General features: G+C 62.1%; 21 protein-coding genes. 6 read left to right on the top strand and 15 right to left on the bottom strand.

Annotated features, from left to right (window positions below; genetic code table 11):
* Positions 1 to 26 precede the first annotated feature (26 nt).
* The 10 genes from ACLI1O_RS02680 to ACLI1O_RS02635 form a co-directional block, all read right to left on the bottom strand.
* Positions 27 to 704, bottom strand: a complete 678-nt coding sequence (locus tag ACLI1O_RS02680; RefSeq protein ID WP_239270099.1) for a type 1 glutamine amidotransferase domain-containing protein — start codon at positions 702 to 704, stop codon at positions 27 to 29.
* 31 nt (positions 705 to 735) lie between these two features.
* Entirely contained in the window at positions 736 to 1,647 is a 912-nt protein-coding gene (locus ACLI1O_RS02675; protein WP_370657803.1) for an adenosine deaminase, read from the bottom strand.
* 45 nt (positions 1,648 to 1,692) lie between these two features.
* Entirely contained in the window at positions 1,693 to 2,586 is an 894-nt protein-coding gene (locus tag ACLI1O_RS02670; RefSeq protein WP_239270101.1) for an RDD family protein, read from the bottom strand.
* 55 nt (positions 2,587 to 2,641) lie between these two features.
* The gene (locus ACLI1O_RS02665) at positions 2,642 to 3,721 is read right to left on the bottom strand and encodes a YhjD/YihY/BrkB family envelope integrity protein (RefSeq protein WP_239270102.1); all 1,080 of its coding nucleotides are present in this window, start codon (positions 3,719 to 3,721) and stop codon (positions 2,642 to 2,644) included.
* A gap of 94 nt (positions 3,722 to 3,815) precedes the next feature.
* On the bottom strand, positions 3,816 to 4,847 hold the full coding sequence (gene trpS, locus ACLI1O_RS02660; protein ID WP_239270103.1) for a tryptophan--tRNA ligase: 1,032 nt from the start codon (positions 4,845 to 4,847) through the stop codon (positions 3,816 to 3,818).
* A gap of 11 nt (positions 4,848 to 4,858) precedes the next feature.
* Positions 4,859 to 5,338, bottom strand: a complete 480-nt coding sequence (locus ACLI1O_RS02655) for a DinB family protein (RefSeq protein ID WP_239270104.1) — start codon at positions 5,336 to 5,338, stop codon at positions 4,859 to 4,861.
* A gap of 15 nt (positions 5,339 to 5,353) precedes the next feature.
* Positions 5,354 to 5,545: a hypothetical protein gene (locus ACLI1O_RS02650; RefSeq protein ID WP_239270105.1), complete on the bottom strand. Its 192-nt coding sequence runs from the start codon at positions 5,543 to 5,545 to the stop codon at positions 5,354 to 5,356.
* Between the two features lie 50 nt (positions 5,546 to 5,595).
* Entirely contained in the window at positions 5,596 to 6,543 is a 948-nt protein-coding gene (locus ACLI1O_RS02645; protein ID WP_239270106.1) for a trimeric intracellular cation channel family protein, read from the bottom strand.
* Entirely contained in the window at positions 6,543 to 7,436 is an 894-nt protein-coding gene (locus ACLI1O_RS02640; RefSeq protein WP_239270107.1) for an exodeoxyribonuclease III, read from the bottom strand. The genes ACLI1O_RS02645 and ACLI1O_RS02640 overlap by 1 nt, the downstream gene beginning before the upstream one ends.
* Positions 7,437 to 7,471: 35 nt before the next feature.
* Positions 7,472 to 8,725, bottom strand: coding sequence for an MFS transporter (locus tag ACLI1O_RS02635; RefSeq protein ID WP_239270108.1), 1,254 nt, complete (start codon positions 8,723 to 8,725; stop codon positions 7,472 to 7,474).
* Positions 8,726 to 8,916: 191 nt separating this feature from the next.
* Between ACLI1O_RS02635 and ACLI1O_RS02630 the strand changes: the two genes are divergently transcribed.
* From ACLI1O_RS02630 to ACLI1O_RS02620, 3 genes are all read left to right on the top strand, one after another.
* Entirely contained in the window at positions 8,917 to 11,130 is a 2,214-nt protein-coding gene (locus tag ACLI1O_RS02630) for an NADP-dependent isocitrate dehydrogenase (protein WP_239270109.1), read from the top strand.
* A gap of 200 nt (positions 11,131 to 11,330) precedes the next feature.
* Positions 11,331 to 12,752, top strand: a complete 1,422-nt coding sequence (locus ACLI1O_RS02625) for a PepSY-associated TM helix domain-containing protein (RefSeq protein WP_284849561.1) — start codon at positions 11,331 to 11,333, stop codon at positions 12,750 to 12,752.
* Between the two features lie 55 nt (positions 12,753 to 12,807).
* Positions 12,808 to 14,859: a M3 family metallopeptidase gene (locus ACLI1O_RS02620; RefSeq protein ID WP_239270111.1), complete on the top strand. Its 2,052-nt coding sequence runs from the start codon at positions 12,808 to 12,810 to the stop codon at positions 14,857 to 14,859.
* On the opposite strand, the gene pdxT is transcribed toward ACLI1O_RS02620, so the two are convergent.
* Entirely contained in the window at positions 14,856 to 15,464 is a 609-nt protein-coding gene (pdxT, locus tag ACLI1O_RS02615) for a pyridoxal 5'-phosphate synthase glutaminase subunit PdxT (RefSeq protein WP_239270112.1), read from the bottom strand. The two genes, ACLI1O_RS02620 and pdxT, sit on opposite strands and share 4 nt — an antisense overlap.
* A 10-nt stretch (positions 15,465 to 15,474) precedes the next feature.
* Entirely contained in the window at positions 15,475 to 16,362 is an 888-nt protein-coding gene (gene pdxS / locus ACLI1O_RS02610; protein WP_126318381.1) for a pyridoxal 5'-phosphate synthase lyase subunit PdxS, read from the bottom strand.
* Between the two features lie 81 nt (positions 16,363 to 16,443).
* On the opposite strand from pdxS, the gene ACLI1O_RS02605 reads away from it, so the two are divergent.
* On the top strand, positions 16,444 to 17,760 hold the full coding sequence (locus ACLI1O_RS02605; protein WP_284849562.1) for a PLP-dependent aminotransferase family protein: 1,317 nt from the start codon (positions 16,444 to 16,446) through the stop codon (positions 17,758 to 17,760).
* Positions 17,761 to 17,797: 37 nt separating this feature from the next.
* Positions 17,798 to 17,995, top strand: coding sequence for a hypothetical protein (locus ACLI1O_RS02600; protein WP_023016815.1), 198 nt, complete (start codon positions 17,798 to 17,800; stop codon positions 17,993 to 17,995).
* A gap of 4 nt (positions 17,996 to 17,999) precedes the next feature.
* Here the strand turns inward: ACLI1O_RS02600 and ACLI1O_RS02595 are convergent, their stop codons facing one another.
* From ACLI1O_RS02595 to ACLI1O_RS02585, 3 genes are read right to left on the bottom strand one after another with little or no spacing between them, the layout of a single operon-like run.
* Positions 18,000 to 18,836, bottom strand: a complete 837-nt coding sequence (locus ACLI1O_RS02595) for an SPFH domain-containing protein (protein ID WP_370657789.1) — start codon at positions 18,834 to 18,836, stop codon at positions 18,000 to 18,002.
* On the bottom strand, positions 18,837 to 19,481 hold the full coding sequence (locus ACLI1O_RS02590) for a hypothetical protein (RefSeq protein WP_239275580.1): 645 nt from the start codon (positions 19,479 to 19,481) through the stop codon (positions 18,837 to 18,839).
* Positions 19,481 to 22,045: a nitric-oxide reductase large subunit gene (locus ACLI1O_RS02585; RefSeq protein WP_239268996.1), complete on the bottom strand. Its 2,565-nt coding sequence runs from the start codon at positions 22,043 to 22,045 to the stop codon at positions 19,481 to 19,483. Before ACLI1O_RS02585 ends, ACLI1O_RS02590 begins: the two co-directional genes overlap by 1 nt.
* A 221-nt stretch (positions 22,046 to 22,266) precedes the next feature.
* Between ACLI1O_RS02585 and ACLI1O_RS02580 the strand changes: the two genes are divergently transcribed.
* Positions 22,267 to 22,479, top strand: coding sequence for a hypothetical protein (locus tag ACLI1O_RS02580; RefSeq protein ID WP_239268998.1), 213 nt, complete (start codon positions 22,267 to 22,269; stop codon positions 22,477 to 22,479).
* The last annotated feature ends 123 nt before the right edge of the window (positions 22,480 to 22,602 follow it).

Here is a 22,602-nt window from a genome sequence, read left to right as displayed (position 1 = left end):
TGCAGCGAGAGCTTTCAGCGCCCGCATTAAAAGTCGCGCAGGATGCGCTGTGCCAAAGGCTCAGAGGATGCTGGGTTCTGGCCCGTGTAGAGGTTGCGGTCAACCTCGACATAAGGCTGCATCGGATCGGTCTGCTTGAAATCAGCGCCGAGCTCGCGCAGGCGGGTCTCAACAACCCACTTGGCAGCGGCGATGGTCTCCTCGCCCTCTTCGGCGTTGGTAAAGCCGGTCATGGTGTAGCCCTTGAGTGGCCAGTTGTCATTGTCCAGCGCGAGCAATGCAGCCGGTGCGTGGCAGACCAGGGATAGCGCGCGACCGGAGTCGATGCGCTCCTGCAGCAGCTTGGCAGAGTCCTGGTCATAAGCCAAGTCCTCCATCGGGCCGTGGCCGCCGGGGTAAAAGACGAGGTCGTAGTCGGCTTCCTTAACATCGGCCAGGTTCAGTGGGTCTTCCAGGTCCGGGCCGATTTCTGCGAGGTAGTTCTCCTGCTCGGCGCGGTCGCCCTCAGACAATACCTCGAGGCTGTACTCGTCTACTACTGGTGCCTTTGCGTTCGGCGTAGCAAAGTCGATATCCCAACCAGCGTTCTTAAACACGCGGTGCGGAGCGATGAGCTCCTCGGCCCAGTAACCGGTAGGGCGGGCGCTGCCATCAGCAAGCGTCCACTTATCAGCGGCGGTAACAACGAATAGTGCGGAAGGCATGTCTTCCTCCTTTATGTAGATTAACTATCTATTACTCTTCGGAAGCGTTGTCATTCAGGTTCATTGAGAACCCGGAATCTTGGAGCGACTCCTCAGTATCGGGGCCGGCAAGTTCCGGATCGGAGAGGTCCTCGTAGGCCGGAAGGACAACGGTCTCAAGGATACGCTGCCTTGTTTCTTCGGTGTCGAAAATATTCTCAATCGCCTTCACAGTAAGATCGAAAAACTCCTCCAGTCCGTACCCAAAGGTCTCGCTCAAGGCGAGAAACTGCCTGCTCAGCGTGGAATCTCCGGAGGAGACCGAGCAGGTAAAACCAAGCTGCTGTAACAGCGGCAGCGGGTGATCAGTGAGTTCCTCAACATCGTCCACGGGCGAAAATACCAGTGGAATGTGTCGGTCACGGATCCATCCGGAGGCCTTGCCTGGGCGGATTCCATCGACATCGGCGGTGAAATCATCAATCATATTCACCGGTCGCAGCAAACGGTTCACGCCGGCCTGGGCGGCGCTTTCGGTAGCGGCGAAATCCTCGCCCACCGCGATCTGGGTAGGCAGGTACTTCGTGCGGAACTCCGCCGCGGCGGCAGCATTCCCCTCCGGCAGGGTGTAGCCAGCAATGCCCGCAGAGTCCTCGGCATTAGCCGCCGGCTCTGCCGCCTCGAGGACAAACCGTACCTCGAGATCTCCGAATCGTTCCGCGGCCACCTCGCGTACGACTGCGGACGTATCGAAAGAGTAAGCCGCAGGGTTGAGCTGCAGCTCGGCGTAGACCAGGTGGTCATCGGCAAGCTGGGCGCACTGCTCGCGGATATCCGCGTTCAATTCCTCCGCGGTGCTGGCCTGCGAGCGGACCGGTTCCCACAGGGATACCTTTGGAAGTTGTTCCACCACGCTCTCGGCGGAATCCTTATTTTCGGGGCTAATTAATGGTGCATCGTGCATGCGCACCATCGTAGGTATCTGCCCGAAGTTGCGCCATGCGGCGTTCTACTTGCGCGGCTTCCTCTTAACCACTTCGGCGTTTGCGAGATCGTCGTGGGAACCGCGCAGGTTGTTTTCCTCGTTGATGGTGGTCGCGTGCACCACCGCGCCCAGCATGCCCACCAATTGCCCAATGCCAGGGATCACGTTGATAAGGCGCCACCACTGGCGCTTGGCGGACTGGCTAAGGCTGAGCTTTTCCTTCGTATCCACGTCCCGCACGGTATAGCCGGCAAGAATCTTTGCCGGGCTAGCGCCCATCCATACCTCGCTGCCCAGGACGTAAACCACCATCACGATGCAGGCAACAACAAAGGACAACGCTTCCACATCCGCGAGCTCGTCGACGCCCGCGCCAACCGCGCTGCTGATGCCGCCGGCCAAGAAAAAGTCCAAGATGCCCATGCCGATGCGCGTTTCCTGGGACGGCCGTTTCTGCGCTTGGTGCTGGACTGGCGCCGGCGCGGCAGCGGGCGATGGCACCATCTGCTGCTGCGGCGAGGCATGCTGGGCGAATGGATCGCGCGCGTACGGGGAGGCATACGGGCTAGGCTGGGCAAAACCCGGCACCTGCGCCGGGCCCTGCGGTTGATCGTGGAAGCTCGGTTGCGGGCGCGGCGCCGGCGACCACTGCCCCACCGAGCTCAGCGTGCCGAGCTCGCCCCACGTCGGGCGGAGACCAGTGCGCAATGCTTCATCGTATTCGGCCCTCTTCTTCGCCGAACCCAGGATGCTGGCCGCTATGCGCAGCTGGACGCGCCGCGGCTCATCCTGGTTATATCCCTGCTGCCCGAGCTTGATGTCTTTTGCTTCCAATAAAACGGAAAGCTCATCCTCGCCACCATTGCGGTCGAGGTCCCACTTTTCGTAGAAGTCTGGGGCAATATCATCGGCGTTCATAGTGTCCTATCTTAAAGGTATAGCTCGGCGCACTCCTCCCCCGTAGGGAGGATTTTTATTTCCGGCGGAAAAGCTTCGCCACGCCCACGGCCGCAGCGCCCAAAGCGGCACCCACGCCGAAGACCGCGCCGGCCGGTGCGCCCTCGCGCACCTCATTGCGCACGCGAATAACGGCGGGTTCTGGAACCGGCGGGTGCGCATACTTCAGGGATTCTGCGGTCGTCGCAGTCCATGCGGAGATATACAGCACCACGCGCCACACCAGGTACATGACAATCATCAGGACGATGACCGGGCCAAAGACCGCACCGGCCGGGCTGCCGGTGGCAGAGGACATAATCACCGTGGACAGCTGCTTAATGGCCTCGAATGCCACCGCACCAATGGCAGCGCCGATAAAGCCGGACTTCTTAGGCACCTTCGTGCGCGGCAGGATCATAATCAGCCACCACATGACGATGAAGTTGGCGATAAGTCCCAGCAACAAGCCACTGAAGAAGAAGACATAACCCATGCCGGGGAAAGAATCGATACCTAAGAGGTCAAATATCTTCTGCGTAAGGCCGGAGGAACCCGCCGCGGTCACGCCGAAGGCGACGACAAAGGCAATGATCAGGCCGATAAGCCCCAGAAGGTCAGAGAACTTCTTTTTCAGGAAGGAGCCGCCGTCATTGGCATCGATGCCCCACATGGCAGAAATGCCGATGCGCAGGTGGTTCATCCACCCCAGTCCGGACCACAGAGTAGTCAAACCACCAATACCGAACATGGCGCCGCGCTGGTCGATGGCCGTATCCAAAATCTCATTGACCGACTCGCTGAGGTTCCCGTCAATGGAGTCGGTGATATAGGACTGCAAGTCATTGAGCAGGTCCTCACGGTTAGCAAGGACAGCGGCGATGGTGGCCACCAGCAGCATCGCCAACGGGAAGATGGACAGGACCGAGTAATAGGTAATGCCAGCAGAAAACTGGTTGCCGCCTTCTGCGGCATAGCGCTCCTGCATGCGCATGAGGTGGTCAACAAAGGGCGATTTACGCCGTACCTTATCTATCGCTCCCGGATCATCGGCGTTCGCACGCTCGATGCCGTAGTGGTCCGTCTTCTTAGAGGAGGATTGCGTGGTGGTGGACACGTGCTTCCCTTCTTGTTCGCACAGCGCTTATCCCGTATAGCGTAGCTGGCAAACACCCACTTGTCCCTCGGTGGGGTGGGTTAAGGGGTACCTACTACCTGCGCGGGCGAGGAAGGAAGCCGACTTTTTCATAGACGGCATCGACAAGCGGCTGCGCTACTTCCTGTGCGGTCTGGGCGCCGCGCTCCAAGATGCGCTCCAGCTCGCCGCGATCCGCCATGAGCTCGTCATAGCGCTGCTTGAGCGGGGTGGTAAAGGCCTCGAGCGCCTCCGCGGTATCCACCTTCAGGTGCCCGTAGCCCTTGCCGGCGTACTTTTCCACCAAGGAGTCGATGGACTCGCCGGTCAGCGCGGACTGGATGACCAGCAGGTTCGATACGCCCGGCTGGTTTTCCCGGTCGAAGGCGACCGAGCCCAGGTCATCGGTCACGGCGGACTTAATGCGCTTGGCAGAGGTCTTCGGGGCGTCGAGCAGGTTGACCAAGCCCTTGGGGTTGGGGCCGGACTTAGACATCTTGGACGTCGGGTCCTGCAGGTCATAGATCTTCGCCGCGCCCTCTGGAATGAACGGCTCCGGCACGTGGAAGGTCTCGCCGTATTTATTGTTGAAGCGCTCAGCCAGATTGCGGGTGAGCTCCAAGTGCTGGCGCTGGTCCTCGCCCACTGGCACGTAATCCGGCGAATACAGCAGGATATCGGCGGCCATCAGGATGGGGTAGGTAAAAAGGCCCACCGAAGTGCGATCGGCGCCGCGCTTGGCGGATTTATCCTTGAACTGCGTCATGCGGGAGGCCTCACCGAAGCCGGTCAGGCACTGGAATACCCAGGTCAGCTCCGCATGGGCGGGCACATGGGACTGGACGAAGAGGGTGGATTTCTCCGGGTCGATGCCCAGCGCAATGAGCTGCGCCGCACCGGCCATGGTGCGGTTGCGCAGCTCCTCCGGATTCTGCTCCACGGTAATCGCGTGCAGATCCGGGATGAAGTAAAAGGCATCGTAGCCTTCCTGCAGGTCGATCCACTGCTTGAGCGCTCCCAAGTAATTTCCCAAGTGATAGGAATCAGCGGTGGGCTGAATGCCGGAAAGTACGCGGGATGCGGAATTAGATGCAGTGGAATCAGTCATGTCAGGTAATGTTACTCCGTCATTTTTGCTTGTTGATTGGCCGCCCCAAGATGCTGCGCGGCATCATCAAAAATCGAGACCAGCCGGACACCGCGGGTAACGTGCGGCGTCCACGAGGTGTCGATCACGTCATCGAGGTTGTCATCCTCCAGCGAGGACACATACGCCTTGACCTGTTCCAATGCTTCCTGGGTATAGCTGCGGAGCTTGCCAATGTCCTGCGTGGTCACCGCACGCGCTTCCTCCGCCGATTGGCCATAGCCCATGGCATCCGGCAGATCGAGGTCGTAGCGCTGCCACAGCTCTTCTTCCCCGGTTAGTTGCGCAAGCTGCAGGTCCGCCATGCGGCCGGTGTGCCATAGCAGCCACGTGATCGAATTCGGGTGATCACCAAAGTGCGCATTGGCGGTCTCGTTGCTCAGCTCCGGCAATGCGGAGAGCGCATCGAGCGGGCGCTGCGCCATGTCCGTGAGTAGATCGATAGCTTTCATCTCAGACCTTTCCCCTTAGACCTTGCGGGAGGTGGGGCTGACGATGTCCATGAAGATGGCGAAACCGGTCACCATGAAGGCACCGCCGACACCCATGAGAACGATGGGGCCAAGGAAGGCGAAGGACGGTCCGACAGTAGTCCACCACCAGATGCTCAAGGCGAGGATTACGGCGCCAAGGACAAAAGGAATAATTGCGCGAGCCATGAACTTTCTCCGTTGCAGATTTCGAAATTTTTAACGTGTTTATACTAGCACTACTGCTTGTGCTTGGGGGTCCTTTGCCTGCCCACATCCTCCTTGTTGAAGGTCCATTGCTGCTGCGCATCCACTCCCCTCGCCCCAGGTGAGTGCTTGCCGCTGGGGCGGGTAATGGATGAGCGGGCGGTCGGCCGTGCAATCCGGTTGCTATTTAGCTCCTCGAGGCTGAGCGGGGAGGAAAAATCGCTTGCGTTGCGCTTGCTGCGGCCCAGCGGCCGGGTAATCGGGCTGGCGTAGCGGGTGGCCGCGCCCGCCTTCCGCTTTGCACGGCGGGCGCCATCGCGCACGATGCGCGCCGATAGCCGCAGGCGCGGATCCATCTGTTGCTCACCATCGCGGTATTCAAAGACGGGCAGGCCCGTCTTGAAGTAGATAGCCGCAAGGCGCGCAGCGAAGCAGACCAAGGCGGTAATGATCGCCGTGGGTTCCTCCGATAGCCCGGCGCGTAGGAGAATCATGTAGAGTCCGGCCGCGAGGATCGAGATCGCCGCATAAAATTCGCCAGAAAATACCAGCGGAATGCGGTCTGAGAGCAGATCACGCAACACGCCGCCGAAGACGCCGGAGATGACCGCGGATACCGAGGCGATGATGAAGCCGTAGCCCAAGTGCGCGGCAATCTGGGTACCCAGCACGGAAAAGACCGCCAGCCCCAAGGCATCGAGGATGAGGAAGAGGTGGCGGAAATAGTGCATGAGGAAGGACATGCCCACCGTGACGATGGCGGCGGCGATGACGATGACCAGATAGACGGGGTGCTCCACCCAGGTCAGCGGCGGATCCGCGAGCACGATATCGCGGACGGTGCCGCCGCCTAGCGCCGTGATGGAGGCGATCATCGTCACGCCGAAGAGATCGAGCTTCTGCCGTCCGGCCGATAGCGCAGCGGTCATGGACTCGGCGGTAATACCAATGACGTACAGGACGCTAAATAGCGGCGACATCAGGCGTATTCCACCAGGAGCGGCGAGTGATCGGACCAGCGCTGCTCTACGGTCGGGGCCTTATCCACCCAGGTGCGCCGCGCGCGATCGAGTAGCGGCTGAGTTGCGGCTTGGTAGTCGATGCGCCAGCCCGCATCGTTATTGAAGGCCTGACCGCGGTAGGTCCACCAGGTATAGGGTCCATCGGCCTCTGGGTGGAGCCGGCGCGCCACGTCGAACCACTGCGGCGCGGTGGCCGGCTCCCACGGCGTGGTGCCCGCGTAGTCCACGACGCCGAGCCACTCACCCAGGTTCTTTTTCTCCTGCGGCGCCTCATCCGGGAAGCTGCCGAAAACATGATCCATAAAGGCACGCTCTTCCGGCAGGTGGCCGGCCTTCTTCTCGTTGGCCTTATTATTCTTCAAGTCTTGGGCGCGGTGGCAGATATTCCAGTCGCCGCCGATGACCATGTCCTTATCGGCGTTTTCTGCCAGCACGGCATCGAATTCATCCAAGAAGCGGTACTTTTCATCCAGCTTCGGCGAATCGGTATCGCCGGAGGGCAGATACAGCGAGGCCACGCGGATATCGCGGGTGGTAGCGGCAATCCAGCGGCCGGCGTCGGTGAAGGAACCGAAACCGATATCGACATCGGCAAGCGGCGTGCGAGAGAGGATGCCTACTCCGGCGCGGCCCTTAGCGGCGGCATCGGCAAGCTCCAAGTGCCAGCCCGCCTCCAGGGCTGGTGCCAGGGCCTTTCTGGCTTGGTCCGGGGTGGCGCGGACCTCTTGCATCAGCACGATATCGGCCGGGGTCTGTTCCAACCAGGCATTCATGCCGGGGTTATTCTCATTGCGCTGCTTGCACGCGGCGCGGATTCCGTTGACGTTGACGCTAGCGATGGTAAGGCTCATGGTGCTCCAGAATATAGGCGTGTGCGGTGGTAGTTCTAGCCGCGATTGGCAAGGCGTTTTTTATCCCACATTGTTATCGCCCACACAACGCAACCCGCGGCCGCCAAGCCGGCGCCCGCCAGCGCCGGAGCAGAGTAACCCAAGCCCGCGCCGACGACGATGCCGCCGATGGTCGCACCGGCCGCGTTCGCGATATTGAGCGCGGACTGGTTGAGCGCTGCGGATAAGGTTTGGGCATCGCCCGCCACGTGGACCAAGCGCAGCTGCAGGGAGGGAACCAGCGTGGAGCCCATAAACGCCACCATGCCAAAGCAAATGGTGGCCGGGATGGCGTGGCTGGAAAGGAAGTAGAAGGTCGTGAGGATGATGATCAGGCTGGCCAAGGCGAAAATGATGCCGAATTCGAGGTTGCGGTCCGCCAACCAGCCGCCAAAGGCATTGCCTATCGTCATGCCAATGCCGTAGGCCATGAGCACGACCCAAATCAGGCTATCGCTCAGGCCCGCGACCTCGGTCATGGTCCAGGAGATATAGGTATAGACGGAGAACATGCCGCCGAAACCCACCACGCCCATGATGACGGTGAGCCACACCTGGCTGTTTTTAAAGGCGCCGAACTCGGTGCGGATATCCGTTTGTTTCATCTCCGTCATGTGCGGCATGAGAAAGAACAGGGCCACGGCGGTAATAAGGCCGATGACCACAACCACCAGGTAGGCCGCGTGCCAACCCAGCGCGGACCCCAAAGCCTGTGCCGCGGGCACGCCGATGACCGTGGCGATGGCAAGGCCCATGCCCACAAACGCCATAGCCTTGCCGCGCCCGCCGGGAGGGGCCATTGACGCCGCAGACAGGTTAGCCACGGAGAAGTACGCGCCGTGAGGCATGCCGGCGATGAAGCGTGCCACCATGAGCACCCAGTAATTCGGCGCGAGGACCGAGAGCAGGTTGCCCACCACCAAAAAGCCGATGAGCAAGAGGATGAGGCGGCGGCGCGGGAGCTTGCCGGTAAACGCCGCAATCAGCGGCGCGCCGACCACCACGCCGAGCGCGTAGGTAGTAATCAGCGTGGAGGCGGTATCTTCAGAAACCCCGAAGTCCTCCGCGATCAGCGGCAGCAGGCCCATCGAGACGAACTCGGTAGTACCGATAGCAAACGCGCCAAGGGCCATCGCCACCATGACGATGGTGCGGCGCTCGGTAGAAATCTCCGTCTGGCGGGGCAAAGGCCGACGGTGAATACGGTGTTCGTGGGCGCTGCGCGGGCTTAACTGATCGATAATTTTCACGAGGGGCGACGATACACCCCACCTGGGCATAAAGCATGTTCAGGGCGTGGGCAGGTGAAGAGATTTACCCAGCGCATGGCCCCGTGACCGATGCCACCCAGCCCCAGAATGTACCGAGCGCTCCACATGGAGCGGACAAAATCGGTAATCTGGTCATCTGAAGAAATTTTCCCACATTTAATAGGAGAATCATGGCTAAGATTACGTGGACCCGTACCGATGAGGCGCCGCTTCTGGCGACCTACTCCCTCAAGCCCATCGTGGAGGCCTTCGCTTCCACCGCGGGCATTGACGTAGAAACCCGCGATATTTCCCTGGCTGCCCGCATCGCCGCGCAGTTCCCGGAGCGCCTCACCGAGGAGCAGAAGGTGGAAGACGCCCTGGCTGAGCTGGGCAAGATGGCCAAGACCCCAGAGGCTAATATCATCAAGCTGCCGAATATCTCGGCTTCCCTGGTGCAGCTGAAGAAGGCTATCGCCGAGCTGCAGGCCGCCGGCTACGATCTGCCTGATTACCCGGATAACCCTTCCACCGACGAGGAAAAGGACATCGCGGCCCGCTACGATTCCGTCAAAGGCTCCGCCGTTAACCCCGTCCTGCGTGAGGGCAACTCCGACCGCCGCGCGCCGGAGGCCGTGAAGAATTTTGTTAAGAAGCACCCGCACCGCATGGGTGAATGGTCCAAGGATTCCAAGACCAACGTCGCCACCATGGACGATAACGACTTCCGCCACAATGAGAAGTCCGTCATCATCCCTGAGGAAGATACCCTGTCCATCGTGTTGAAGACTGCCGACGGCGAACAGACCCTGCTGCCGGAGCTGCCGGTACTTAAGGACGAGGTCATCGACGGCACCTTCATGTCCGCCAAGGCCCTCGATGAGTTCCTGCTCCAGCAGGTCAAGCGCGCCAAGGAAGAGGGCGTGCTCTTCTCCACCCACCTGAAGGCCACCATGATGAAGGTCTCTGACCCCATCCTCTTCGGCCACGTCGTGCGCACCTACTTCGCCGATGTCTTTGATAAGTACGGCGACGAGCTCATCTCCGCCGGCCTCAACGGCGAGAACGGCTTGGGCTCCATCCTGGAGGGCCTGGACAAGCTCGACAATGGCGAGGAGATCAAGGCGGCCTTCGAATCCGCGCTTGCCGATGGCCCCGATCTCGCCATGGTCAATTCCCACAAGGGCATCACCAACCTGCACGTGCCTTCCGATGTCATTATTGACGCCTCCATGCCGGCAATGATCCGCACCTCCGGCCACATGTGGAATAAGAACGACGAGGAGCAAGACACCCTCGCCGTCATCCCGGATTCCTCCTACGCCGGCGTGTACCAGGCCGTCATCGAGGACTGCAAGGAAAACGGCGCCTTCGACCCCACCACCATGGGTACCGTTCCGAACGTCGGCCTGATGGCCAAGAAGGCCGAGGAGTACGGCTCCCACAACAAGACCTTCAAGGTGCCCGCTGCCGGCACCGTTGAGGTCCGCAATTCCAAGGGCGAGGTGCTCATCGAGCACGACGTCGAGGCCGGCGATATCTGGCGCGCCTGCCAGACCAAGGACGAGCCGATCCAGGATTGGGTCAAGCTCGCCGTTAACCGCGCCCGCCTGTCCGGCATGAAGACCATCTTCTGGCTCGACCCAGAGCGCGGCCACGACCGCAATATCCAGTCCCTGGTGGAAAAGTACCTGAACGACCACGACACCGAGGGCTTGGACATCGAGAGCCAGGATCCGGTCACCGCTACCAAGACCTCCATCGAGCGCATCCGCCGCGGCGAGGACACCATCTCCGTGACCGGTAACGTGCTGCGTGACTACAACACGGACCTCTTCCCCATCCTCGAGCTGGGCACCTCCGCAAAGATGCTGTCCGTGGTTCCACTGATGGCAGGCGGCGGCCTCTTCGAGACCGGTGCCGGCGGCTCCGCCCCGAAGCACGTCCAGCAGGTGCAGGAAGAAAACCACCTGCGCTGGGATTCCCTCGGTGAGTTCCTGGCGCTGGCCGAGTCCTTCCGCCACGAGAACCAGACCAACGGCAACGAAAAGGCCGGCGTGCTGGCCACCACCCTGGACAAGGCCACCGAGCGCTTGCTCAATGAGGGCAAGTCCCCATCCCGCAAGGTGGGCGAGAACGACAACCGCGGTTCCCACTTCTTCCTGGCCACCTTCTGGGCCGAGGAGCTGGCTAACCAGACCGAGGATGCCGATCTCGCGGCCGCCTTCAAGGACGTCGCCTCCGAGCTTTCTGGCAAGGCCGATGAAATCTCCCAGGCTCTTATCGATGCCCAGGGTGAGCCCGCCGACCTCGGCGGCTACTACTGGCCCAACGACGAGAAGACCTCCGCTGTCATGCGCCCCGTCGCACAGTTCAACGAGATCATCGACGGCCTGAAGAAGTAAGAGCTTTCTTCACCAGCTAGATTTCACCGCGCGTTCCCTTTGCAGGGCGCGCGGTGTCGTCGTTTTCGCCCCCCTCGTTTTCACACAACTGAAAAAATTTTTCACCTTCCGGGAACCAGGGTTGCCTAAGTTCCGACTATTAGTGCAGTTGATATCAGCACTCATGCAACTGACCACTAAGCACGAAAGAGAACTATTTTATGAGTCGGACGGCTCTGCGTTCCTTCATCCAACGCATACACTTCTACGGCGGCATGTTCGTCGGCCCCTTTATCCTGATCGCGGCATTGACCGGCTGCCTCTACGCACTGGCGCCCACCCTGGAAAATTTTGCTTACCGCGACGTCATGACCGTCGAGGAAGTAAATAACCCGGTAAGCCTGGAGGACCAAATCAGCGCTGCCCAAAAGGAGCACCCGGAAATGCCGGTCTCCCAGGTGTGGCCGGCAGAATCGGCGAAGGACTCCACGCGCGTGCTGGTGGCGGATCCGGGCATCGACGAGAGCCTGCAGCGCACCGTGTTTATTAATCCGGCCGATGGCGAGGTCATTGGTGACTACCCCACCTATTCTGGCCTGGGCGAAATGCCGCTGCGCCGCTGGATCTCCTCGCTGCATGAAAGCTTCCACCTGGGCCAGCCGGGCGAGCTCTATTCCGAGCTAGCCGCCTCCTGGCTGTGGGTCCTGGCCTGCGGCGGCCTTTACATGTGGTGGATTCGCCGCCGGCCTAAGAAGGCTGCCGCGCCGCTAAAGAACCAGCCGCAGCGCTCCAAACGCTGGAAGGCCACCCGCCTGCACTCCACGATGGGCGCTTGGATTTTCATCGGGCTCATTGGCCTGTCTGCCACCGGCATCACCTGGTCCCAGCTGGCCGGCGGGAACGTCAATTCCGTGGTGGAGAAAATGAACTGGAAGGCCACGCCGGTAGAAACCGCGCTTACCACCGATTCCTCCGCCGATGCCGCACACGATGCCCACGCCGGGCACGAAGGCCACGGCGCCCACGGCGCTCACGGTGGGGATGCGGAAGCTGCGGGCGAGGCACTGGAGCCGGCGGTCATCGCCGAGCAGGCCGAGCGCGTCTATGCCACCGGCCGCGCGGAAGGCCTAACCGGCCCGCTGCGCCTGTACGCGCCGGAAGACACCGACTCGGGGTGGAAGGTCAGCGAGCGCTGGGTCGAGTGGCGCTATACCTCCGACGAGGTCTCCGTCGACGGTTCCACCGGCGAGGTCATCGACCGCCTTCCATTCTCTGAGCTGCCGCTGTTTAGCAAGCTCAGCAGCTGGGGCATCTACCTGCACATGGGCATCATGTTTGGCCTGCCGCTGCAGATTGCCCTCTTCGCACTCGGCCTCGCCATCGCCGCCATGGTGGTGCTGGGCTACTACATGTGGTGGAAGCGTCGGCCGCAATTTGCACCTGGCTCCAAGCGGCACTTCTCCTGGGCCACCACCGGCCTAGGAGCGCTCTTTGCCGCCACCATCGGTGTATTTATGCCACTTTTGGGCATTACCCTTGCCGCATTCCTCGTACTAGACATCATCTTGATGAATACCGGAAAGCGCAAGACCACCGCGCCAAAGAAGCAGGATGAAGACGCGGAGCTCGTTCCCGTGGGCTAGCAATCTTAGTGAATACCATCACACAGGGTGGAGTTAATGGGTACATTGGTCATTTATGACTAATCCATTACTCCACCCTTCATCGTTGCCCTACCAACTCCCGCCGTTTGCGGAGATTAAGGTCGAGCACTACCGCCCCGCCTTCGACGAAGCGCTCGCGCGCCACGACGCCGAGCTTGCCGCCATTACCGAAAACACCGCCGTCCCCACGTGGGAAAACACCGTGGAGGCCCTCGAGCGATCCGGCCAGGACCTCGACCGCGTCATGGCGGTCTTTGGCAACCTTTCTGGCACGGACGTCACCGATGAGATGGAAGTAATCGCCGCCGATATCTATCCGCGCCTGTCCGCCCATTACGATGCGATGTACCAGGACGAAAAGCTCTACCAGCGCATCAAGGACGCCACCCCACCCGCCGGCGATGAGGAGGGCGCGCGCCTGCACGAACACCTGCTGCGCACCTTTGCGCGCCAGGGAGCGGATCTCGATGCCGCCGGCAAGGCCCGCCTCTCCGATATCAACCAGCGCCTCTCCGCCCTCTCGGAGGAATTCGGCCGCAATCTCATGGCCTCCACGCGCGAGCGCGCCGTCGAGTTCACGGAGGAAGAGCTCGAGGGGCTGCCGCCGGAGCGCATCGCCTCAGCCAAGGCGGATGCCAAGGCCCTAGGCCGCGAAGGCTATGTCATCCCGCTCGAGCTGCCCACCGTACAATCGGAGCAGTCCCGGCTGGCGCAGGAGGGGGCGCGCAGAAAGCTCTATGCGGCATCGGCAAGCAGGGGCTCCGAGAACAACATTCCAGGGCTTATCGAGGCCGTCCAGCTGCGCGCCGAACGCGCCGAGCTGCTGGGCTATGCCTCCCACGCCGATTACGTCATCGCGGAAGAAACCGCTGGCAGCGCCGATGCCGCGCGCGACATGCTCGCAGACCTCGCCCCCGCGGCCGCGGCCAATGCCGCCGGCGAACACAAGCTATTAGCCGAGGAAGCCACGCTCAACGAGCAAGACTTCCACGCCGCCGACTGGCCCTACTGGGAATCCAAGGTCCGCGCCCGCGACTTCTCGCTCGACGAGGAAGAGCTGCGCCAGTACTTCCCCCTAGACAACGTCCTTACCCAGGGCGTATTCGCCGCCGCCGAGCGCCTGTACGGCATTACCGTTATCCCGCGCGAGGACCTGGAGGGCTATGCCGAGGGCGTGCGCGTGTGGGAGGTGTTCGACAAGGATGTCGAACACAAAGAACAGGGCGAGCACGGAGATAAGGGAATCGGCCTGCTGCTCACGGATTACTTCGGTCGCCCCACCAAGCGCGGTGGCGCGTGGATGAGCCAGTTCGTGGGCCAATCGGGCCTGCTGGAGCGCAAGCCGGTCATCGTCAACGTGCTGGGCATTACCAAGCCCGCCGATGGTTCCCAGCCCCTGCTGAGCCTGGACGAGGTGCACACCCTCTTCCACGAATTCGGCCATGCCTTGCATGGGCTGCTTTCCGATGTCCACTACCCCACCTTCGCCGGCACCAACGTCCCGCGCGACTGGGTGGAATTCCCCTCGCAGATCAATGAGAACTGGGCGCTGGATAAATCGCTGGTCAAGCAGTACGCGCGCCACGTCGATACCGGCGATCCGATCTCCGATGAGCTGCTCGATGCCGTAACCGCCGCCTCCGAATTTGGCCAGGGCTTTGCCACCTCGGAGTACTTGGCGGCCTCCATTATCGACTTGGCGTGGCATTCGCTCAGCGCCAAGGATGCCGCAGCGCTGGATGCTACCTCGGAGGCGGTGGACTCATTCGAGGAGGAGGCCCTGCGCGCGGTGGGCCTGGATAACCCGCACATCGCCCCGCGCTATCGCTCGACGTACTTCAACCACATCTTCGCCGGTGGCTACTCCGCGGGCTACTATTCCTACCTGTGGGCGGAGGCGCTCGATGCCGATGGTTTTGAGTGGTTCAAGGAGCAAAGCGATCTGCGCGCCGCAGGACAAAAGTTCCGGGACCTCATCCTCTCCCGCGGCGCCTCCCGCGATTTCGGCGCGGCCTACCGCGACTTCCGCGGCCGCGATAAGGACGTCGCGCCGCTGCTCAAGCGCCGCGGCCTATCCGGCACCTAGCGGATACTGGCCAGCCAGGCGGCATGCACGCGCGCCTCATCGTTTTCTTCCGGGTGAAAGCTCAAAGCGGTGACGGTGCCGTGGCGCACGCCCACGACCGCCTCCTCCGCGCCGTCGTGCGGCACGGTCGCGATGACCTCCACGCCCTCGCCCACACGGGTGACCAGCGGGGCGCGGATAAAGCTGGCCTCGATGGGCAGCGTTTCTTCCCCGACCGCGACCGGCACGGTGCGCTCGGCGGAAAAGCGCTGGTTGCCAAAGGCATTGCGCCGCACGGTGATATCGAGCAGCCCCAGGGTCTGCTGGCCCGGCGAGGGGTTATCCAGCTCGCGGGCGCAATAAATCAGCCCGGCGCAGGTGGCGAGCACGGGAAGGCCTGCGGCTACAGCCGCCCGCAGTGGATCGGCCACGCCGAAGGTGCGGGCGAGCTTGTCGATGACACTCGACTCCCCGCCCGGGATCACCAGCCCATCCAGCCCCTCGAGGTCGTGCGGCACGCGCACCCGGCGCGTGTCCGCCCCCAGGCCTTCAAGGATGCGCAGGTGCTCTTCCACGCCGCCCTGCAGCGCGAGCACCCCGATCGTGGCGCTAGCTTCTTGTGGCATGACCACGCGATTACCAGCCGCGCTCGGCTAGGCGGTGCGGTGCCGGCACATCGCCGACATTGATGCCGACCATGGCCTCGCCCAGGCCGCGGGAGAGCTTGGCGAGCTCGGCGGGGTCATCGTAAAGCGTGGCGGCCTTCACGATGGCCTCCGCGCGCGCCGATGGGTTACCGGATTTGAAGATGCCGGAGCCCACGAAGACGCCTTCGGCACCCATCTGGCGGACGAGGGCGGCATCGGCAGGCGTGGCCACGCCACCGGCAACGAAGAGGACGACCGGCAGCTTACCGGTCTCCGCAACCTCCGCAACCAGGTCGTACGGCGCCTGGAGTTCCTTGGCGGCGACGTACAGCTCGTCGCGGTCGAGGTGCTGCAGGCGGGCGATTTCCGCGCGAATGGTGCGCAGATGCTTGACGGCCTCGGAGACATCGCCGGTGCCGGCCTCGCCCTTGGAGCGAATCATGGCCGCGCCCTCGGTAATGCGGCGCAGGGCCTCGCCCAGGTTGGTCGCACCGCACACGAATGGCACATCGAAGTCCCACTTATTGATGTGGTTGACGTAATCGGCGGGGCTGAGCACCTCGGACTCGTCGATGAAATCCACGCCGAGCTCGCCCAGAATCTGCGCCTCGACGAAGTGACCAATGCGCGCCTTCGCCATCACGGGGATGGATACGGCGTCGACGATGCCCTCGATAAGCTCCGGATCGGACATGCGGGCCACGCCGCCCTGGGCGCGGATATCGGCAGGCACGCGCTCAAGTGCCATGACGGCGCTCGCGCCCGCATCCTCGGCGATGCGCGCCTGTTCCGGGGTCACGACGTCCATAATGACGCCGCCCTTGAGCATGTCAGCTAGTCCACGTTTCACGCGCGTGGTCGCAATGTTTTCGGTCATGCGCTCTATACTGCCCTGCCCAAGTGGTACAAGTAAAGAACCATTTCCCGCGTGTTGGGTTGTACCACTTATACTGTTCTTATGCCCCTGCGCCTCGACCCCGCCGATACGCGCGCCCTGCCGGTCCAAATCGCCGCCGCCGTGCGCGCCGATGTCACCTCCGGCGCCCTGCTGCCCGGCGAACCCGTCCCCTCCACCCGCGCGCTGGCCACCCAGCTCGGCGTCTCCCGCGGCAGCGTCGTTACTGCGTATGAGCAGCTCACCGCCGAGGGCTACCTCAGCGCTGAGGTTGGTTCCGGCACCGTCATCAATCCCCGCCTGCCCCACAGCCCGCCGCCGCGCCCCGAGCCCGCGCCGCAGCCCGCTCCCACACCCGACCTGCTGGAATTGACGCCCGGCCTGCCCGATACCGCCGGCATCATCACCCCCGAATGGCGCGCCGCCTGGCGCGATGCCGCCGCCCAGCCGCTTTCCGATGCCCCTCCACTCCCCCACCACATAGCCAACCACCTGCGCCACATGCGCGGGCTGCGGGTGGATCCGCGCCGCATCGTCGTTACCGCCGGTGCCCGCGATGGCCTAGCCTTAGTGCTGCGCACGCTCGGTACCGCGCTGCGCGTCGGTGTCGAATCGCCCGGCTACCCCAGCCTGCGCCGCATCCCGCAGGCGCTTGGCCATGAGTTGGTGAACGTGCCCACCGATGCCGATGGCGTTACCGTTCCCGATACCGACCTCGACGCGCTCATTGTCACCCCAAGCCACCAGTACCCGTATGGCGCCTCGCTGCCGGCCGAACGCCGCGCCGAACTCGTCGCCTGGGCCCGCCAGCATGGCGCTTTACTCATCGAGGATGACTTCGATTCCGAGCTGCGCTACGTGGGTCAACCGCTGCCCGCGCTCGCCGCGCTCGCCCCAGAGCGCACCGTGTTGCTAGGTACGTTTTCCACCGTCATTTCGCCGTCCATCGCCTGCGGCTATGTGGTGGTCCCGGATGGGCTGCGCGGGGGCATCGACAAGCAGCGCGAAATCTTTGGCCAGCCGGTCGGCACCATCCCACAGGCCGCGCTCGCCCATTACCTGGCAAGCGGGGCGCTGCGGCGCCACACCGGCCGCATGCGCCGGACCTATAAGCGCCGCCGCGACCTCGTGGCCGATGCCCTGGGCACTCTCCCCGGCGCGCGCCTGCTGCCCATCAACGGCGGCCTGCACGCGGTTTTGCTCTGCGATCCGGCCATCGTCCCGCGCGCCGCCGCCCGCGGCATCAAGCTGACCCCGCTGCGCGAATACTGGGGCGGAGTGGACGCCGAAGACGGCGTCGTTTTAGGCTTTGGCCACCTAAGCGATGACGACCTGCGCCACAGCCTGAGCGCAGTCGCCGCAGCCCTGCGCGAGTGTTAGCCTGAAATTAAATACCCCCGCACAGAAAGGCGTAAGAATGACGCTTGGCCCGCTCGAACTTCTGCTCATGCTCATCCCGCTAGCTATCTACATCGGACTTATAGCCGGTGTCATTTATTTAATCGTGCAGGTCGCGCGTAATTCCAATGATATTAAGCAAAATTCGCAGGCCATCGCGCAGCTTCGCGAGGCACAGAAAAACGGCCCCTCCGCTGGGCAGGGGCCGCATTCTTAAATGCCTAGTCCGCAGGCTTTTCCGTATTTACCACCTGCGAGAAGTTCTCGCTGAATTCCTTGAACCCCTTATTAAAGGTGCCCAGGTTTTCCATGAAGCCACCCATGATGTCTATGGGCAGCGGAAAAACGATGGTGGAGTTTTGGTCCGCGCCGAGCTCCAGCACCGTTTGTAGGTAGCGCAGCTGCAGCGCCGCCGGAGCCTTGCCCAGCTCCTCGGCGGCCTCGCGCAGCTCGCGGGAGGACTGCAGCTCACCGTGGGCCGAAATAACCTTGGCGCGGCGCTCGCGCTCCGCCTCCGCCTCGCGCGCCAGGGCGCGCTGCATCATCTCTGGGATCTCAACGTCCTTAATCTCTACGATGCGGGTCAGCACGCCCCACCGTTCAGTTTGGCCGTTGATGATCGCCGCCAGGTCCTCGTTGAGCTCCTCGCGGTGGGCCAACAGGTCATCGAGGCTCGCCCGCCCCAAGAGCGAACGCAGGGTGGTCTGGGCAATCTGCGAGGTGGCCACGGCGTAGTTTTCGACCTCGAGGACCGCCTTGCTCGAATCGGTGACCTCGAACATGACCACCGCATTCACGCGCACGGACACGTTATCCTTAGTGATGATTTCCTGCGGCGGAATCGTCAGCGTCACCACACGCAAATCCACGCGCTCCAGCTTATCGATGCCCGGCAGCAAGAAATGCAGCCCCGGCTCCAGCATCGGCCGCAGGTGGCCAAAGCGGAAGGTCACGCCCCGCTCGTACTGCTTAATCACCTTGAGCGAGTAGGACAAAAATACCCCGATGAGGGCGATGATGATGCCGATGACGATCGGCCAGAATACGGGAGCGGACACTTAGACTTCCCCTTCCAGTTCTTGACGCACCGAGCGATAGCGCGTGGATTTTCCGTACTTCGAACCATAGCGGTCAACCTGCGCTGCCAATTCCGCCTCGTGGTTATCCATCTCCGGCACCACCAGCTGCGGCGCGTTCGAGGGAGTATTCCACAGGTGCCGGGCCAGCGGGTACACGCCGAACCCGGTGATGATGAGTACCGTGGCCAGCGTCAACGCCACCTCCGAGGGCGAATGATAGCTAATCAGCGAGGCCAGCGGCAGCAGGTAGCCCATCGCCGCGACCGCCAGCGCGATGCCGCGGTGGAAGCGCCCCGAATCCGAGTGCGGCCACGGGTCCAATTGGCGCGTGACCTCCCGGCCATGGTGCGAGACCGTGCACTGTTGCTTGACTGGGCAGGTATTGCACACGGTCGGGTTCGCACGGTAGCGCATGACGCGGTTTTCCGGGTCGAAGCTGGAGGGCCAGAGCCAGTGATCTTCGGGGCATCGCCAAGCATCGTGGTCTTCCAAGTACCGGAACGTGCCGGATTGGTTGGACATGGTGCGGTTGGCGGTTTGTTGCGCGAGCAAGTCGAATACCCAGGCCACTGCGAGCAGGAAAAGCCCGTAGCACGCGGATAGTACGGTAAATGCACCCGGCATTAGTCGTCCTTCTTATCCGAGCGGTAGGTACCGCCCCACTTGGTGCGCGATTCAAATTCCTGGCGCGGCGCGGTGGCGGAATCGCCGCGCTCGGCATCGGGATCTTCCTCCTCAACGAAGGCACCGCGCTCATCGATGTACCCGTAGCGCCGGCCCGTGGAGCTGCGCTTGTCGACGCGCCCCTTGCCGCCCGAAACCAGCCCCACCGAGGAGCCCACGGGGACCTCGCCCGCGTGGTCGTCCTCGTCCGGGGTGATGATGCTAAACAGCGGGTTGGTTGGGTGTTCCTCCACCGTTGGGATCTCCTTTTTGTAAAGCACGCCGCGCAGCGCCATCCAGAGGAAGGGCAGGACGCCGAGGAGGAACATGACATCACCAGGCAGGCGCAGCCATTCCATGATGAAGTTGCCGGGCTGGGTGATATAGCCCAGCGACCGCGCTTCCACGTAGCCCGATCCGACGGATTCGTAGAGCTGCATGATGCCAAGCGGCAGGAGCGAAATGACCACCATCCACAGCAGGCCCAGGTTTTGCAGCCAGAAAGCCCAGCCCATGGCCTTATCGGACCACTTGTCCTTGGGGATGAGGTAGCGCAGCGCAAAGACCGACAGGCCCACGGCGAGGAATCCGTAGACGCCCATCATCGCGCCGTGTGCGTGGTTGGCGGTAAGCGCCGTGCCGATTTCGTAGTAGGAGACGATGGGCAGGTTGACGAGGAAGCCGAAGATGCCCGCGCCCAAGAAGTTCCAGAAACCGACGGAGACGAGGAACATGACCGCCCAGCGGTGCGGGAAGGGGCGCTCGCCCGAGGCGCGCTGGCGGGAGCCCAGCTGCATGAAGGTCCATGCTTCAACGGTCAACAGGGTCAGCGGCACGACCTCGGCGGCCGAGAAGAATGCGCCCAGGGCCATGTGCTCGACCGGGGTGCCCGAGAAGTACAGGTGGTGCATCGTGCCCAGCACGCCACCGGTGGAATAGAGGATGACGTCCAAGAAGATGATGCCTAGGGCGATCTTTTCGCGGACCACGCCGAGCAGGACGAAGACGTAGGCCACCATGACGGTGGTAAATAGCTCGAGGAAGTCCTCCACCCACAGGTGAACCACCCAGAAGCGCCAGAACTCAGCGACGGAGATGTGGGTTTCCGATCCCGCCAGGTTGCCCACCGCGTAGAACGCTGGGATGGCCAGGCCGGCGTAGAAGAAGAGCCACGGCATATTGGACTTGTGTTCATTTTTCAGGCGGCCGCGCAGCTGGCGGTAGATGATGCCAATCCACACGAACATGCCGATGGTCAGCAGCACCTGGAAGAAGCGCGGCAGGTCCAGATACTCCCACTGCTGAGAAAAGAGCGTGCCCTCTTCGATGTAGCCCATGGTGGAAAGCCATTCAAAGGCCATGGAACCAAAGACCACGACCGCGATGGCGCCGAGCAGGAACCATACGAGCCAATTCTGCTTCTTCGGTTCCTTCTTACCCACGAACGAGGCCAGGAAGATACCGGCTGCCAAGAGCCCGCCGGCGGTCCACAGGAGGGAGAGCTGCACGTGCCAGGTGCGCGAGACGTTATAGGGGAGGATTTCTTGCAGCGGTATGCCAAAGAAGCCGGTTAGCTCCGTGCGATAGTGCTGGCTGGCCGCACCCAGCAGCGCCTGAATCAAGAACAGCAACGCAATGACTAGGACGAACCAGGCCACCACCTTTTGCGACTTAGTCAGCCCGACCTCGCCCGGTTGCTTAAAGTCCAGGTTCGGCGCTTCTTCCGAATGCCAACCGATGGACTTGGACCACCGGCCGTAAATGGCAAAGATCAGGCCGGTACCGCCGATGAGCGCGATGAGCGAGAGCACCGACCACACCACGAGGTCCGCGGTCGGGCCGTTGTCCACGCGCGATTCCGCTGGCCAGTTATTGGTATAGGAATAGTCCTGGCCCGGACGCTCTGCCGCCGAAGCCCACGCGGTCCAGCCGAAGAAACCGACGAGGTTATTGATGTCTTGCTCATCGGTAATAAAGTCCGACGGCAAGCCACTGTTGTGGGAATCCGGGCCAAAGTACTGCGCGTAGTAGTCCTTATTGGCCTCGAATGCCGAAATCTGGTTATCGGTCCACTCCAGTACGCCCGTTTCTTCGTCATAGCGGTTGGTGCGGAATTCTTCTACCACGGCTTCTTCGGGAGTGGCGGAGGAATCAACGAAATCGGGCATACCATTCGCGTCGTTTTCCTCACGGGCATGGTCGAGGGCGCGGCGCAGGTACTCCGCCGTATAGTCTGGGCCCAAGTAGGCGCCGTGCCCCAGCACGGAGCCGTATTGCTGCAGGCCGCGGGCCTGGTACAGCGCCTGGCCGTTAGTGATTTCGTCCTTGGTGAGGACCGTTTCGCCCGTGGATTCGGAGACAATCTTTTCCGGCAACGGCATGGATGCGTCATAGGTGCGGTACGCCAAGAATCCCATGACCAAGAAGCCAAAGATCATCACGAGGGCGATGCCCTGCACCCACACGTTGCTCACCTTGAGGACCGGTTTCTTCCGGTCTTCAACCCCAGTCGTGGTGGTGGCCATAAAGTGTCCCTTTCACAGTTGTAGAGAGTTCGCCATACATCATTATGAACGGGCAAAGCGGTGTTAAATAGTCGAACGGAGCACCTCTACCCCCATTCACCCTCATTAGACGGACCGCACGCGGTCACTATTGGAAAAATCGGTGCACCATATAGCCGGGTTCCGCCCCCAGAATGCCCACCCAGCTTGTTTACCCCCGGTTTTTCCGTAACAATTAATGCATGACATTCGCAGAGCACACCAAGCGCAATTGGCTCATCACGTTCTTCGCCGCGATCTTCCTCGCCGCCATCGTCTGCATGATTTTCTTAAACGATCCGCACCGCACGATGGTGGTCGCCATGGTCTTTATCGCCTCGGCAATCCTGCTCTTCGGCGCGATCCTCGGAATCTGGTACCTATTTCGCCGCAAGGACACCAAAGACCCGCAGTAGTTAGGCTGGGCAGCTTCCCGAAGCCTGCGAGCAGCGGCGCCGCGATCACGATGCCCATCCATGACGCCGCGCTTTCCGATGTCGGCCGCCCCGCCTTCGACACCATGCTCACCAAAGCCGGAG

Source organism: Corynebacterium sp. LaCa78, from assembly GCF_046717505.1.
Lineage (GTDB): Bacteria > Actinomycetota > Actinomycetes > Mycobacteriales > Mycobacteriaceae > Corynebacterium.
The sequence above is the reverse complement of the archived record's forward strand: the minus strand, read 5'-3'. Positions and strand labels throughout refer to the sequence as shown.

What these genes read in the sequence shown, in the direction of transcription:
- ACLI1O_RS02680 (WP_239270099.1), bottom strand. Translation starts at nt 704, where the DNA reads ATGCCTTCCGCACTATTCGTTGTTACCGCCGCTGATAAGTGGACGCTT.
- ACLI1O_RS02585 (WP_239268996.1), bottom strand. Translation starts at nt 22,045, where the DNA reads ATGGCCACCACCACGACTGGGGTTGAAGACCGGAAGAAACCGGTCCTC.
- ACLI1O_RS02580 (WP_239268998.1), top strand. Translation starts at nt 22,267, where the DNA reads ATGACATTCGCAGAGCACACCAAGCGCAATTGGCTCATCACGTTCTTC.
- pdxT (WP_239270112.1), bottom strand. Translation starts at nt 15,464, where the DNA reads ATGCCACAAGAAGCTAGCGCCACGATCGGGGTGCTCGCGCTGCAGGGC.
- pdxS (WP_126318381.1), bottom strand. Translation starts at nt 16,362, where the DNA reads ATGACCGAAAACATTGCGACCACGCGCGTGAAACGTGGACTAGCTGAC.
- ACLI1O_RS02640 (WP_239270107.1), bottom strand. Translation starts at nt 7,436, where the DNA reads ATGAGCCTTACCATCGCTAGCGTCAACGTCAACGGAATCCGCGCCGCG.
- ACLI1O_RS02630 (WP_239270109.1), top strand. Translation starts at nt 8,917, where the DNA reads ATGGCTAAGATTACGTGGACCCGTACCGATGAGGCGCCGCTTCTGGCG.
- ACLI1O_RS02650 (WP_239270105.1), bottom strand. Translation starts at nt 5,545, where the DNA reads ATGGCTCGCGCAATTATTCCTTTTGTCCTTGGCGCCGTAATCCTCGCC.
- ACLI1O_RS02675 (WP_370657803.1), bottom strand. Translation starts at nt 1,647, where the DNA reads ATGCACGATGCACCATTAATTAGCCCCGAAAATAAGGATTCCGCCGAG.
- ACLI1O_RS02605 (WP_284849562.1), top strand. Translation starts at nt 16,444, where the DNA reads ATGCCCCTGCGCCTCGACCCCGCCGATACGCGCGCCCTGCCGGTCCAA.
- ACLI1O_RS02645 (WP_239270106.1), bottom strand. Translation starts at nt 6,543, where the DNA reads ATGTCGCCGCTATTTAGCGTCCTGTACGTCATTGGTATTACCGCCGAG.
- ACLI1O_RS02600 (WP_023016815.1), top strand. Translation starts at nt 17,798, where the DNA reads ATGACGCTTGGCCCGCTCGAACTTCTGCTCATGCTCATCCCGCTAGCT.
- ACLI1O_RS02620 (WP_239270111.1), top strand. Translation starts at nt 12,808, where the DNA reads ATGACTAATCCATTACTCCACCCTTCATCGTTGCCCTACCAACTCCCG.
- ACLI1O_RS02655 (WP_239270104.1), bottom strand. Translation starts at nt 5,338, where the DNA reads ATGAAAGCTATCGATCTACTCACGGACATGGCGCAGCGCCCGCTCGAT.
- ACLI1O_RS02625 (WP_284849561.1), top strand. Translation starts at nt 11,331, where the DNA reads ATGAGTCGGACGGCTCTGCGTTCCTTCATCCAACGCATACACTTCTAC.
- trpS (WP_239270103.1), bottom strand. Translation starts at nt 4,847, where the DNA reads ATGACTGATTCCACTGCATCTAATTCCGCATCCCGCGTACTTTCCGGC.
- ACLI1O_RS02670 (WP_239270101.1), bottom strand. Translation starts at nt 2,586, where the DNA reads ATGAACGCCGATGATATTGCCCCAGACTTCTACGAAAAGTGGGACCTC.
- ACLI1O_RS02590 (WP_239275580.1), bottom strand. Translation starts at nt 19,481, where the DNA reads ATGCCGGGTGCATTTACCGTACTATCCGCGTGCTACGGGCTTTTCCTG.